The organism is Facilibium subflavum, assembly GCF_003574485.1.
In the GTDB taxonomy this organism is placed as follows: Bacteria; Pseudomonadota; Gammaproteobacteria; order Francisellales; family Francisellaceae; genus Facilibium; species Facilibium subflavum.
On sequence record NZ_QLIT01000037.1, the window covers coordinates 1 to 14,564 of the forward strand.

Below are 14,564 nucleotides of genomic sequence, written 5' to 3' on the forward strand. Positions count from 1 at the left end.
CCTGGTTGTTACGTGCAGAACCTCTGAGTGTTTTACCATCGATTGCAATAACCGTTTCAGGTAATAGTGCTTGTACCTTTCTAAACCATTTCATGCAGGACTCTTGAAATTTCAATGGCTTTAACACACCAAAAACACGAGAAAATGTATCGTGCGAGGGAATTCCATTAGGCAGCTCTAGAAAATTAGAAAACCAATCTTGACGCGCTTTTCCAAAGTCTTCAATTTCTTCCCAGCCTTCTGCACCACAAATTACTGCACAAATAGCAATCGCAATAATATCCAGTAGCAAATGCTTCTTTGTCCTATCAACACGAGGGTCTTTTAATTCCTTAAAACATTCAACGAAAATACTATCCATAATAATTCAAATTGATACTTAGTTTGCTATAACTGATAAGATGCACTATATTCCAGCAGTAGGCCAGATAAATACTAGAATTTAGATGCGTTTACCCTGGTGATCATGAGCTAAAGGGCAACTTTAAGGGTGTGCGTGAATGTCATATAAAGCCAGATGATCTCTTATTATATTTTATTATTGAAGACGATACTTTGAGGCTTGTTGATATTGGCTCACATGCTAAGTTATTTGGTAAGTAGCTTGGTTGATAGTCAAGCGCAGCAATAAACCATTTCGAAAAGTCTGCATTGAAATGTTTCGCCTTCAAGTACATAGTTGACGCTTAAGGACATTAAGGCGTAATTTTTTTGTTACCACAGTGTTACCACAGGTTGCTTTTGTTTGAATTATTGAATTTTCTTGATTTCGTCTTAGAGCTCTGTATGAAAGGCTTTACAGCTGGCGCACCCGAGACGATTTGAACGTCCGACCTTTGGCTCCGGAGGCCAACGCTCTATCCAGCTGAGCTACGGGTGCAAAAGTGGATTAACAAAAGAATCCGCGACAAAACATACCAAAAAAACAAAAGAAAAGCTAGTGGTCATTGAAATAACTTTGTTATTATGGTGAAAAAGTATGTGATGTAGGCAAAGATAGATGTCTATCTTATTGAATTTATTATTATTGGTTATTATCGTTGCTGGTATTTTATGGTTTTTACCATTTTCATTGTTGCTGGTTGCGGCGTTAATCATTTTGCTGATTTATTTTTTACCAAGCTACATTGCTTTTAAAAAACGTCATCCACACAGTATTTTGATTTTTATTATCAATTTACTATTTGGGTTTACTTTAATCGTATGGCTTGTTTGTTTAATTATTGCGGTTGTTTATACACCACCTGTCGTGATTATTCAGCCATCTCAATCATAAATTACATAAAAACATGACTTTAGATCTTGAAAAATTAAACAAAGAACAACGACAAGCGGTTGTCTTAGACGATAAAAATGCGCTTATTTTAGCAGGTGCTGGCAGTGGTAAGACTCGTGTTTTAACGTATCGTATCGCCTATTTATGTCAGAAAAAACAAGTTTCACCGCTTAATATACTGGCAGTAACCTTTACCAATAAAGCCGCCAGAGAAATGCGAGCGCGGATTGAAGCCTTGCTCGGCTTTTCAACGCATGGAATGTGGATTGGTACTTTTCACGGGATTGCGCATCGGCTTTTAAGGCAACATGCTTCAGAGCTTGGGTTTGATCGGCATTTTAAAGTATTAGACCAGGATGATCAGTTACAGTTGATTAAAAAAGTCTTACAACAGTTAAATATAGATGAGAAATTTTATCCACCGCGATTCATTCAAGGCTTTATCAATGGTAAAAAGGATGAAGGTATTCGAAGTGTTGATATCAACAAACATGAAGTTGACAGTGAGATTTTGAAAATTTATCAAGCCTATGAGGTGAGATTAAAGGCGGATAATGCTTTGGATTTTGCTGATTTGCTTTTATATGCGTATGAGTTGTTACAGCATAATGAGGTGGTTAGAAGCTATTATCAGCGACGTTTTCAATACATCCTGGTTGATGAGTTTCAAGATACCAATACAATTCAATATAAGTGGTTGCAATGCTTAAAAACGGGTGATAATACAATCATGGCCGTAGGTGATGATGATCAATCAATCTATGGCTGGCGTGGTGCTAAGGTGGAGAATATTCAGCATTTTGTGGATGATTTTGCCGATGTAGAAACCGTACGATTAGAGCAAAATTATCGCTCAACACAAACGATTTTAGATGCAGCAAATGCCTTGATTGCAAATAACATGGGACGCATGGGAAAAACCTTATGGTCTCAAGCGCCAATAGGTGAAAAAATTGCGCTTTATGAAGCTTTTAATGAGCGAGATGAAGCCGCCTATATTGTTGGTCGAATCCAGGCACTTCACCAGGAAAGTAAGGCTAACTTAAAAGATATTGCCATTTTATATCGATCCAATGCGCAATCGCGTGTGATTGAAGAAGCCTTATTGCAACAAGGTCTTGCTTATCGAATTTATGGTGGTTTACGCTTTTTTGAGCGTGCGGAGATCAAAGATGCGCTGGCTTATCTGCGCTTGATTGCATTGCGTGGTGATAACCTTGCTTTTGAACGTATTGTAAATGTGCCCGCACGTGGTATCGGTGCAAAAACTGTGGATACTATTCGTCAATATGCTTTAGATCACGATCTATCGTTATGGCAGTCAGCTTGTGAGATGATCGAAAATAAAGTGTTGAGCTCACGTGCAGCTAAGCCATTACAATCATTTATGGATTTGATTGATGAGATGGCATCGATGCAGGAAGTGATGGATTTAGGTCAGTTGACACGTTATGTCATCGATCAATCTGGGCTCTTGATAATGTATCAATCAACCAACTCAGAAAAATCCAAGCAAAAACTGGATAACTTAAAGGAGCTTGTCAACGCTGCAGTTGAGTTTATACCACCTATGGAAGCTGTTGACAGTGCAGACGAATTATTGGTTGAGTTTTTATCTTTTGCGGTTTTGGAATCAGGTGAGATGCAGGCTGATGAAAATACTGACTGTGTGCAAATGATGACATTGCATACCGCAAAAGGTTTAGAGTTTCCTTATGTTTTTATGACAGGATTAGAAGATGGCCTGTTTCCTTCATCACGGTCAATTGAGGCTGAAGACAGGCTTTCAGAGGAAAGACGACTTTGTTATGTGGGTATTACAAGAGCGATGAAGCAGTTAACGTTAAGCTTTAGCAAGGTGCGCCACCAATATGGTGATGTTAACTACCAAATTAAATCGCGCTTTTTACATGAGATTCCTAGCGCCTATATCAAAGAGATCAGAAGCCATACAGCCAATAAAAAACCGCTTGGTTTTGGTGTTTCACCTTTTGAATTTATCAAACAACAAAAAGAAGATAATCCATTTAAAGTAGGCGAGTTTGTCAATCATCCAAAATTTGGGATTGGGGTGTTTTTAAAAGCTGAAGGTCAAGGTGATGATAAATGCTATCATATTGACTTTAAAGCCGGTGGTGGGAAAAAAGTTTTATTGGCCAAGATGGCAAAATTATCAAAATTATGAAATGATTTATGGGCAATCATACAATGCAACTTTTTGTGCCTCTCGACCCTTAGCAACTGCTAAAAACTGTTAAGTTTTCTCTTTAATATGGGGGTGGTGTGCTTTTTAATATGGGGGTGGTGTGCTTTTATCAATATCTTCAGGATACCTAAGCGGAATATCGACGATAAACCTTGTTCCATGATAGATTTTACTTTCTACTGATATTTTCCCACCTAATGCATCTATATTAGCTTTGACAATATGAAGCCCCATTCCAGTACCATGAAAATTCGTTTTATATGATGAGTGTAGCTGGGTTCCAAATTCAAATATTCTCTCAAAATCTCCCTGGTCAATGCCAATGCCTGTGTCAGCGATTATAACTCTTACCTGATAACCAAAATCATCAATATTCATTAATGTTACATAAATGTTAATAATACCTTTTTTAGTAAACTTAATTGCATTAGAAAGTAAGTTGCGTACAATTTGTGTTACCTTTACAAAATCACTACTAACCATATTGGGCAAATTTTTGTTTAGTTGATCACTTAATATCAAACCATCAGTAAATTTCACAAGCGATTTTGCCAGATCTATTTCATGCTCTAATAGCTGATAAAAGCTAAAGTTACTATAATAAGCCTTTTCCTGAAATCTATCATTTAGCAATACATCTTTTAGTTGATTTAACATGGATATGAGTCCTAAACAGACTTCTTCAATTCCTTGAGCATAAGCAGCTAACTTTTCGCTATCTTGAGATAGAACTGTCGTTTTTAATTGATGCGTATTTGCCAACATTACTTGGGCTGGCACATTAAAATCATGCAAAAAACTTCTAACAAACTCTTTTTTATCTTGTTCTTTTAGCTCTAATTCCTTTTTTTGCTGTTTGGTTTTAATTTCTAGCTCTTTGCGTTTAGTAATTTCAATCGAAATGCCAGAAGTACCAATTAGTTCACCTTCGTCATTAAATATCGGTGAAATAGTGACATCAAAAAATCTGTTTTCCCCTGTTGTAATGTCTTTAATACACTCTTCGACAATCAATATGTTCTTCGTTTGAATAACTTTTTTTTGATTATTAATCATATTTTTTGCAATGTCATTTGGATAAAGGTCAAATAAACTCATCCCTTCTAAGGTTTCCTTAGATCTTGCACCAGTTGCTTTTACAGTAGATTGATTGACATATACAACTTGATGTAGCAAATTAAGGCAATAAAAATTTCCAGGAATTACTGGCTCTAAATGTTTTACTGTTGGGATAAGATCCTCTAGTGTTTTTATATAATGCATTTTTGTTCTCTCCCTATTACATTTAAGAAATAATTTTTTAAAGCAAAATTATTGTCACTGTCCCATTTAAATCCCAGATGATATAAAATTTTTTCAGTCTTTTTTTGAAGTATTAAAAGCTCGAATTTACGCATAAAATTATCCTTATCTTGTTGCCATCCCATACGCAACAAAAATCTTCCAATTAGATTACTATTGCTATCATTTTGGAGATTCTTAATTATGCGATCGATAAATTGATCAAAACTGATATTTCTAATATTTTTGCCAATGAGCTGAAATAATTCAGATAAAAAAAAGGACTGTGAGTTAAATACATGATAAGTATTGTTACTTAATTCTATTTTATCAAACAATTTAACTATTGCTTTTGCTGTTGTATCTACCGGGGAGATTTCTACTTTATCTATAATTTCAGAAATACAACCTAATTTGGCAATAAATTGGACATAATTGGCAAATGAGTTATCTTTTACATCTTCTTGCACCTGACCATTGCGTTGCATAAAAGCCAAATTACCAACTCGATAAATATTGCTGTTGATACCTTTTTTTCGCCATTCAATGGTTTTCAGCTCTCCAAGATGCTTCGTTTTATTATAAGGTGAATCCCATTGCCCATTAGCATCCAGTTGATCATCTTCTGTAAACACTGTTTCATTGTGATTTTGTGTTACCCCAGGCATCACTGAATAAGTGGAGATATAGTGAAAATCTTTAAACCTTGTCAATGAGCAAAAATTGAGCAAGTTAATAGTGGACTTAACATTAGCTGCATAAAAAACCTGTTCAATACCGTAGTGCTTTGCTAAAGCTGCGCAATGAATAATACTATCTATTTTTTTTACCAGGCTATTATATTCAGGCCCTGATAGGTCCATTTGATCCTTTTCTAAATCACAAGGAATATAAACAATACGGTCGCTAAAGCCATCTTCTAATGAATGGTTAAAATAAAATTGGTACTTACGTTCCATCCTTTTCATTGCATGAATTTGATTTTTGGCTCTTATGCAAAGGTACACACGGTAAGGTGTTAGCGTGAGTAATTGATTTAATAAGTTACAACCTAAAAAGCCCGTAGCGCCTGTAAGTAAAATATTTTTTATTGGTTTTGTAGTATAATTTTGCTTGGGTATATTGGCAACTTCTGCTAAATAGTTCTCTTTTTTTATTAAAGATGCTTTATCTAATGATTTATAACTATTCTTATGGTAATGATGTTTAATTTTCTGCAACTTATAAATTAATAAATCATGCGTAATATCCCTATTTTTTGCAAGTTCTTGTGGTGTGCGTAAATCAAATATCTCAGTCACTGAAATATCAAAGTTTGCTTGCAATATAATGGCTAATTGAATGGCTTTAATTGAATTACCACCTAAGGAAAAAAAATCATCGTTAATGCCGACTTTCCTGACAAATGGCAAAATATTAGAAAACGCTTGGCAAATAATTCTTTCTTGTTCACTCCTTGGTGCAATATAGGTTTTGCGACTTTGCAAAGAAATCTCAGGCAAAGCACGAATATCGATCTTACCATTAGTGGTTAAGGGAATTTTATCAATTTGTAGAACAGCACTTGGCACCATGTAGTGTGGCAGCTTTTGAGCAAGTTTGTCCAAAATGCACTCTGATGTGATTGGGTAGTTAGCGCTATAATAGGCTAAAAGACATTGCTCATCATTAATGCATCGGTTAATCACAAGAGCTTGCTCAACGCCTTCAATATGAGCTAAAGTATTCTCAATTTCAGATAATTCAATCCTAAATCCACGAATTTTGACTTGAGCATCTTTTCGTCCGATATACTCCAGTTCACCATCAGGTAGCCACCTAACCAGGTCACCTGTTTTATAAATTCGATTATAACCATTTTTTTTGTCTTTTTCTGTAACAAAAGGATTGGTAATAAATTTTTCATCTGTCAGTTTTTGGTTGTTTAAATAACCATGCGCTAGCCCTGCTCCGCCAATGTATAGTTCTCCAATAACGCCTACGGGAACTGGAACAAGAAGGTCTTTTTGATCCAAAACATAAGCTTTCATATCAGGAAGCGTTTTACCAATGTTTGATATATGTTGATTGCAGGCAAGTAGGTCAATATTTTTTAATGTAGCGTGCACAGTGGTTTCTGTAATTCCATACATATTAACGAGATTGGTGTTTAATTTATATTTATGCGCTACATCAGGCCATGAATCCAGTTTATGAAAATTTAATTTATCTCCCCCGAATATAATATAGCGTAAGTCTAACTTTTGATGCCTGCCTATTCGCTCACTTAACATTTTTAAAAAATGATAAAAGACTAAAGGAGTTTGATTAAGTATAGTAATTCTATATTTGACGCATAACTGATACAGCTTCTGCATATCTGTAGTTTGGCCTTTTAATGGAATAACTAATTTTCCTCCATAAAACAATGCTCCCCATATTTCCCAAACGCTAAAATCAAAACAATAATCATGATATAATAACCAAATATCTAACTGATCAAAACAAAATTGATTTTCAGTAGCTTTAAAAAGCCGAATAACATTACTATGTGTTTGCATTACTCCTTTGGGTTTGCCTGTTGTACCTGAAGTATAAATAACGTAAGCTAAATTATTAGCACTGTTTTGTGAGGTTAAGTTATCGGTAGACACATCCTCATAACATTTATTATCAAGTACTATAATGGTTGTTGATGAAAGTTTTTTCAGCTGTGAAACACAATCAGATTGCGTTAACAAACAAATCGCTTTCGTATCATTTAGTATATAATGAATACGCTCATCAGGATAGTTTGAGTCAATTGGCACATAAGCCCCACCTGACTTTAAAATACCTAAAATACCAACAATCATTTCTACGCTTTTATCTAAACATAAAGCTATTAACGTATCCGGCTTAATAGTAACACTTGATCTTAAATATCTAGCCAACTGGTTGGCTTTCGCATTTAGCTGGGTATAAGTCAGTTGTTGCTCTTCAGATACAACAGCGATATTATCAGGTGTTTTGGTCACTTGTTCTTCAAACAACTGAGCAATGCTTTTATCTTGTGGGTACGGTTTATCTGTTTGATTCCAATCATATAAGATTTTTTCCTTTTGATGAGGTAACATTAAATTATAATCTTGCAATTGTTTATTGGGATTTATAACAACCTCATTCATTAATAATTTAAAGTACGCAATAAAACTATCAGGAATGTAATCTGTATTATACCAAATTTCACACACCTTATATTTAACGTCGTAAGCACAATATAATTTGTTGATATGTGAAGCATAAAACATATCTAAGTTCTTAATCATTAAACCATTAAGCTTTAAGGTATCAGAAACAATACAAGTTTCGACAACAGAAATATTAGGATAAAAATCAAAGTTTAGGACTTTTTTAATTTCCTCAAAAGCGATCATTTGATAATGTTTGTTTTTTTTATATTGTTCTTTTATATCGTAAAGCAATCCATTAAAAGTCATACCCTCTAATAATTGAACTCGTAGTGGAAACATACTAACAAAATAACCAACGATTTTACTAAATTCACTTGGGCGTATGTTTTTCGGGTATGACAATATAATATCGGTTAAATGAAAACATCTAAAAATAAAGGTGGCAATTAATGCATTAAAAAAAATAAATGGTGTTGTTTTACGTTTTTTAAGAAATTGATTTAAAGCTTTAGGGTTGATATCAATACGTGTGCGTTTCACTTGAGTTGTGCCATTGTGATCATATTTAGCAAGATCATTTTGTTGACAGCCTTCAAGGTGCTTATTCCAATACGCCACCGTTTCGTTTTTTTCCTTGGCAATAGTTTCTTTTTCATAATGCAGATAATCTGCTAATGAATACGATTTAAACTGTTGGAGTTTGCCTATTCCTTCATTATAAAGCTTCTCAAAGATTTGACTAAATAGTGTGGTCGTCAATCCATCAGAAATAATATGATGCCAGACAAATTGAAAATAATATTGCTGATTACCTGTTTTAAGCACCTCCCCCCTGAATAAACAGTCTCTTTCAAGATTAAATGGGATGGCTCTCATCTCTTCAAGTGTTGCCAAGACTTGGTCTTTTGTATAACCGTATAATACTTTGTAAGTAACATCTCCCTTAAAACGTTCTAAAATAACCTGTTTTATCTGACCATCACTCAGTATAAACTTTGTCTTAAAAGCATCAAAATAATTACCTACAGCTTGATATATTGATTCAATTTTTTGTTGATCTAGATTACCCTGAGCTTCGTATGTCATACAAATGTTGTAGTTGTTAGCGAAAGGGTTGAGTTTGTATGCATACCATAGCTCTTCCTGCTGCTTTGTTAATGGGTAAATACACATAAAAATACCTCCTATTATATCTCAATTACATCTGCAATGAATTAACCTCTGTACACTGGCAAAAAAATTAAAATACGGTTTGTAAACTCTTCTAATTACAGCAGTTTTGCTTTAGTTCTTAACGTCAACCAATTTTTATGTACACACTAAAGAATTCACTTAAACACTGGGTAAATATCTATCTAGTATGGATTTTAACTTTGGTACAATACTGGGCTTCAAATAAATTTCATCAAATCCATAGCGCTGTATATAACCTGATGAAGATGCCGCTTCAAAATCATGCCCTGTATTAACGATAATAGGTGAGAATAGCCAATGGAATCTATCCTGTATGGCTCTTATTCTTAAAGCAACATCATATCCTGTAATATCTGGCAAACCCAAATCAAGCAAAACTACATCAAATTCAATGTTAATTGCATAGTGTAAAGATTCACTCCCTTCTACAGCAGTAATAATTTGAACTTCAAAAGAAGATTTAGTTGCATAAAATGAACTGATTAAATCACAGATGGCTTCTTGTGACTTGAAATGATCTTCAACGAACAACACCTTAAGCACACCACGTTGTTTAACCCGTTTGCGAATCAGGTTCATCCTGAAATGATCCCAACAGGCAAACAACTGTGCTACTGTTGTTACATTATTGTTTGCTCTGGGCTTATGCATCACCTCACTATCCAGACAATATACATTGTCGTTACCTAAAAAATCATTTTCATCTTTAATATCTTTTTTACATGTCAAAACCAAAGCCAATGTTTGAAAAGGAAGTTCTGGCAAACTATCACCTAAATTAATTAAATTTGTTGTATCAAAAACAACAAATTGAAAAAACCCCTTTATTAGCTTCATTTGTAAAACAACGTCCTTTTTAACTTCTTGAATCGTGCTTATATAAACACAAAAACACTCACTTTTGACCACCTCAGTAAAAAAAGGGAGATTAGTTCCTTCATCAGATACAATTAGCAGCTTATACTCAAAACTTTTGTAGTTATTTTCATAAGAAGGTGTCATGACTTGTGCTAATTGTGCGACTTTTGAGAAAACAGCGTTAAAATCATTGCTAATATCTTTTACTAGCTTGGTAGGAACCAGGTCTTTCATCAACTCTTTGTTTCTCTCACCTGGCAAATAGAAGTAGGATAGCAATTTTCCCATCAAAACTTCTAGCAACTGCTTGCACTCATGCAAGACCCACGTCACTGTATCTACTTCAATTTCACATTCTTTTCCTTCACCAATATCTTTTGATATATTAAGCAAGCCTAGTACTTTACCATCTTTACCTCTTATTAGCCTTTTGCTTGACTCAAATAAAAGGTCAACCTCATCATCAAGTTTCAAAAACTCGATTACTTTGACATAAGAGCGGCCTCCTTCTATAGTTTCAATATCATGCTGCGTTGGGTTTTTTACCAATCCAAGCATGAGGTCATGGACTCTATCTATTAAGCGGCCACTTTCAATATCAATGTCAATAAAACGCTTTAGCAAGATGTTTTTTTTACTATCATTTAACAGTTCTAAAAATTTTTCATTGCAATCGACAATTTGCCCAAAATCATTTAGCAGATACGCTACACCCTCCATACCACTTAATGGTATTAAAACTTCATCTTCATCACATGCACCCATAAAAGCTTTACATCTCCCTTGCTATAATTTTGCTAACTTAAATTTTGTATGACATTACCGCAAAATAGTATCAACTTTATGTAGCCAAATGTAACAAAACGTTTTATAGCTGTTTACGACTTGTGCGTGTTCTAATCTATACCCATCATAAACTGCTTGACAACTTAACACCGCAAAATGACTTATGATGGGTATAGATAAATTTGGAATGTACTTAACCAAGCTATGAAAGCGATAGAATAGCTCTATTGACCCAGACTGCAGTTTAACATTTTTCGGACTTATTTTGTGTCTTTGCTATAGTCTGATTTATGAAAAATATTATAGATTACTTCGATTAAGTCTCTAAAAGAGCTTTAGTTCAAGATCCATTATTTACAATTTTCTTACAATTTCAATAAAAAAATAGAACCTGGGTGTTATATAGTACATCCACCAGAATAATGTTCATAAATTGATCTATCTTTCGATGATTATGAGTGTTTTTATATCACAGGAGTATGTTTATGCATCAATCAATATATTGGTTATTACTTAGCTTGGCTCTTCTATCAGGATGTAGCAGTAAAAGTAGCTCAACTGAAGAACCTGTTGCCCCTGGTTCCCTACAATTAAGTACGGTCATTCATGCACCCAGTAGTGCTTCTAAAGTGGATCAGGTCCATCTGTCTGTTCAAGTTTTAAACGCAGACGCCCCTAGTAGCATTTTAGGTGTTTTTGCCGCTGTTTCAACATGTGCACCAGTTACTATCACAGGTGTTGATGAAAGTAGTATAGCAAAAAATAACATTTCGTTAACCTCAAGCATTCTTGACTATGCTCAAGAAGTAGGTCCGGGAGAAGCTTGCTGGAACGGAGTCGAGGGTGCCACCTTAGCATGTGGGGAAACCTGTAATCAAACCATCCGTTATTCAACTATAGACAAAGCTAAAACTGGCTCAATTTATGGGGATTTAATTTTTACGGCAGAGTCAGGTGGTGCCTCAATCCAGAGTCTCTTGAAAATAGATACCGTATTTGATGATTCTGCTATTCAACAAAGCTTACCGGCTGGGCTTAATTCTAACTTTAGTATTCGTCCTAATGGACAATTTACCCTAGAGCTTAATAATAACTCTAATCAAGCCTTAAATACCATATACGTTGATCTATCAGGTATTAACAACCTCTTAGAAGACACCATGGCTTATGAACTTACTAGCAGCGATGGTTATTATGATGCGAAATTGCAACGGTGGATATTCCTGGGGATTGAACCAAACAAGACAACAAGCTTTAGCTATATACTAAAAGATACACTTGCGCAAAAATTTAAAGATGATCCATATCTTCAAACAACTCTCATCAATAACAGTAGTAATAACCCAGTGATAAGTATTGGGGCAACAAATCGCCAACAAGTATATCCTGCAATTATTGTAAACACATTGCCATATGATTATGTACAAAATAAAAGTAAGCTCTTTCTAGACCAGACTCAGATGCAAGATATGATTCAATTAAATCTGCCTAGTAATTCTCTTGGCTCATTGGTGTTAAGTAGTTTAACAGATAAGCTTCCAGAAGGGGTGAGCATAAGTAGCAATCTAGCGCAAGGCCAGCTTTTAAAACCTGGGGAGGCTTTAGTTATCGCTGCTAAAGCAAATCCACAAGCTATCGGGAACACAGGCAAGGTTTCTTTAACGTTTACAGGAGGCAATGGTCAATTATTCTCAGATAGCTTTGATATCTCGCTAAATGCAATGACAACGCTTACGAATCAACAAAACAATCTGATTCTTGTTGGTTCTTCTGATCTGGCTAATCCAATTAGCGTTGTTGAATTGCAGATCCACAATTCAGGGAAATTTGATGCACAACTACCTGCGGATTTATTGACGGCTTTTAACCTGGATGGGTTAAGTTTAGCGAGCAATGTTTCTCAAACCTGTCAAAATAAGGATCTTAAACCAGGAGACAGTTGCACAATAACCTTGGTGGCTCCGACTGGAATGAATAAGATTGCAGATATTAAGACGATAGGGGATGGCAAAAATATCTTAGCAGATATCAGCCTTGCTAAGATTCAAGTACTTGAGAATAGCAGTGATGTTGCCATCGTTGCGCCTAAAGCTTTTCCCAATAAAATAAAAGCGAATGAAAGTGTGAATTATGAAGTTAGCATCACGCCAGTTACAGGAGATCTTGAGGTACAAACGATTGAACATCCAGCAGGTATTGATGCATCACAATGTCAGTGGGTAGGTGAGACGCTGCCTGTGGATAATCTGCTTAAAGATGGCATGACATATACTTATCAATGCGCAGTTACCCCAGCAGCAGGGGAGTCGATCACCGGCAAGATCAGCATTGATGTTAAACAAGGTGAAACAACAGTAGAAGTGGATACGCCAGTTATCCAAACAGAAGGGGTTAACGAAAATGAGCTTCCTATTAACGGGATTAATGTTAATAGTGCTGTTGTTTTTGGCTTAGGGAGTGATGTTACTTTTACTGTGAAAAATAACACCAGCACGGCAATGACTGGATTAAAAATAGATCTGTCTGGTTTAAGTGCGCAATTAAGGCAGGCATTAGTATTAAGCAGCCTGACTCAACAAGATAGTTCAATAAGCTACGATAACCAGACGGGCATTGTGACTATTGATGATATTTTATTGCCACAAGACACCAAAAATGTGGTTTTTTACCTGGATATAAGCCCGGATAATCTTGCAGCGCTTAAAGCCAATGAGGATAAGATTAACAATAATTTCTCGCAAAAACAGGCTGTCAGACTCAGCAGTCAGACGGCACAGGATTTTTACCCACCTTTGGTTGCCAATAGCAATATTGTTGAAGGCATACCAACAGGTACGATAAGTTTAAATTCGGATAATCAAACGAGTTTTAGCCTTAATAATAATACTAACGAAGACCTTGATATTGAGATTAATTTTGCTGATCAGGATGTGCAACAAGCTTTACAACAACAGATTGCTTCAATAAAAGATAAAGGGATTTTAGCCAATGGCAGTGCAGCGATCACCTTAAGCTTACCAGCGGATAGTACGCTTTTGCCTGGGGTTTATTCAGGTAATCTAACCTTAACTGAGACGAATGATAAACAAAGTTATCGCTATGAGATCAAGCTTTCAATTCCAAACAGCAATCTAACAGTAGTGAGTAGCAATATTGTTGCAGATATTCCTACTGAAGGGACTTCAGAAACGCCAGTTATACTTAGAAACGATGGTAGGAGGGATTTATTTGGTATTTCTCTTTCTGATTCTTTCATTATTGCTGATGAAAATGGCAATGTGATTGATTCAAGTTTGATTTCTTTAAGTGATCCTAGTCAAGGGGGATCGATTGTGAGTATGATAAAGCCGTCGCAACAGGCAACTTTAGGTATTGAGCTTCATGCGAGTGATTCATGGACGCCTAATACGACCTACTATGTTTCTAGTCAATCGACGAATTTATCGAATTTGGAAGCGGAATCTTTATTTAGTTTTAGGGTTGATGATATTTCTCCTGGTCTGGTGATAGACACTCAATCATCCTTACCTGATCAAGTGTTACCAGATAAGACACTTACTTATGAAGCACTTGTTACTAATGATCCGTTGTTAGATGCGTATACCTATAAAGTGCAAGATGTTATTGTTAATGGTGAAAATATTAGTTTTGATCCAAGCTTGGCGATTGGAGCAAATCAATACTTATTTACTATTGATGCGCAGGGCGATAAGCAAGGTGCAACTTTAACGCCAGGGCAATCAGCGACTTTAAAATTTGACTTAAGTCTTTCGCAAGGAGAGGTGTTTACTGGAGATGTGATTATTAAGGC

8 protein-coding genes and 1 tRNA gene are annotated in these 14,564 nt (G+C 35.4%); 4 read left to right on the forward strand and 5 right to left on the reverse strand.

Going from position 1 to position 14,564, the window contains the following annotated elements; genetic code table 11:
• Nucleotides 1-361: ISAs1 family transposase (locus tag DNK84_RS03270; protein WP_119343146.1), on the reverse strand; the 361-nt coding region annotated here is incomplete at its 3' end.
• A 71-nt stretch (nt 362-432) separates the two neighbouring features.
• On the opposite strand from DNK84_RS03270, the gene DNK84_RS14890 reads away from it, so the two are divergent.
• The gene (locus DNK84_RS14890) at nt 433-603 is read left to right on the forward strand and encodes a type II toxin-antitoxin system YafQ family toxin (protein WP_119343147.1); all 171 of its coding nucleotides are present in this window, start codon (nt 433-435) and stop codon (nt 601-603) included.
• Between the two features lie 200 nt (nt 604-803).
• Here DNK84_RS14890 and DNK84_RS03280 read toward each other — a convergent pair.
• A tRNA-Arg gene (locus tag DNK84_RS03280) sits at nt 804-880 on the reverse strand.
• A gap of 120 nt (nt 881-1,000) precedes the next feature.
• Between DNK84_RS03280 and DNK84_RS03285 the strand changes: the two genes are divergently transcribed.
• Together DNK84_RS03285 and uvrD are read left to right on the forward strand one after the other, a co-directional pair.
• The gene (locus tag DNK84_RS03285) at nt 1,001-1,276 is read left to right on the forward strand and encodes a superinfection immunity protein (RefSeq protein ID WP_119343148.1); all 276 of its coding nucleotides are present in this window, start codon (nt 1,001-1,003) and stop codon (nt 1,274-1,276) included.
• 13 nt (nt 1,277-1,289) lie between these two features.
• A complete protein-coding gene (uvrD, locus tag DNK84_RS03290) occupies nt 1,290-3,461 on the forward strand; it encodes a DNA helicase II (protein WP_119343149.1) in 2,172 nt (723 codons plus the stop codon).
• Between the two features lie 105 nt (nt 3,462-3,566).
• Here uvrD and DNK84_RS03295 read toward each other — a convergent pair whose 3' ends face one another.
• The 3 genes from DNK84_RS03295 to DNK84_RS03305 all read right to left on the reverse strand — a co-directional run bounded on the left by DNK84_RS03295 (nt 3,567) and on the right by DNK84_RS03305 (nt 10,732).
• Entirely contained in the window at nt 3,567-4,745 is a 1,179-nt protein-coding gene (locus tag DNK84_RS03295; RefSeq protein ID WP_119343150.1) for a PAS domain-containing sensor histidine kinase, read from the reverse strand.
• On the reverse strand, nt 4,733-9,088 hold the full coding sequence (locus DNK84_RS03300) for a non-ribosomal peptide synthetase (protein WP_119343151.1): 4,356 nt from the start codon (nt 9,086-9,088) through the stop codon (nt 4,733-4,735). The genes DNK84_RS03295 and DNK84_RS03300 overlap by 13 nt, the downstream gene beginning before the upstream one ends.
• 159 nt (nt 9,089-9,247) lie before the next feature.
• A complete protein-coding gene (locus DNK84_RS03305) occupies nt 9,248-10,732 on the reverse strand; it encodes a response regulator (RefSeq protein ID WP_119343152.1) in 1,485 nt (494 codons plus the stop codon).
• A gap of 506 nt (nt 10,733-11,238) precedes the next feature.
• Here DNK84_RS03305 and DNK84_RS03310 point away from each other — a divergent pair.
• Nucleotides 11,239-14,564, forward strand: a 3,326-nt coding sequence (locus tag DNK84_RS03310) for a hypothetical protein (protein ID WP_162902186.1), incomplete at its 3' end; no start/stop codon positions are given.

What these genes read in the sequence shown, in the direction of transcription:
- DNK84_RS03285 (WP_119343148.1), top strand. Translation starts at nt 1,001, where the DNA reads ATGTCTATCTTATTGAATTTATTATTATTGGTTATTATCGTTGCTGGT.
- uvrD (WP_119343149.1), top strand. Translation starts at nt 1,290, where the DNA reads ATGACTTTAGATCTTGAAAAATTAAACAAAGAACAACGACAAGCGGTT.
- DNK84_RS03295 (WP_119343150.1), bottom strand. Translation starts at nt 4,745, where the DNA reads ATGCATTATATAAAAACACTAGAGGATCTTATCCCAACAGTAAAACAT.
- DNK84_RS03300 (WP_119343151.1), bottom strand. Translation starts at nt 9,088, where the DNA reads ATGTGTATTTACCCATTAACAAAGCAGCAGGAAGAGCTATGGTATGCA.
- DNK84_RS03305 (WP_119343152.1), bottom strand. Translation starts at nt 10,732, where the DNA reads ATGGGTGCATGTGATGAAGATGAAGTTTTAATACCATTAAGTGGTATG.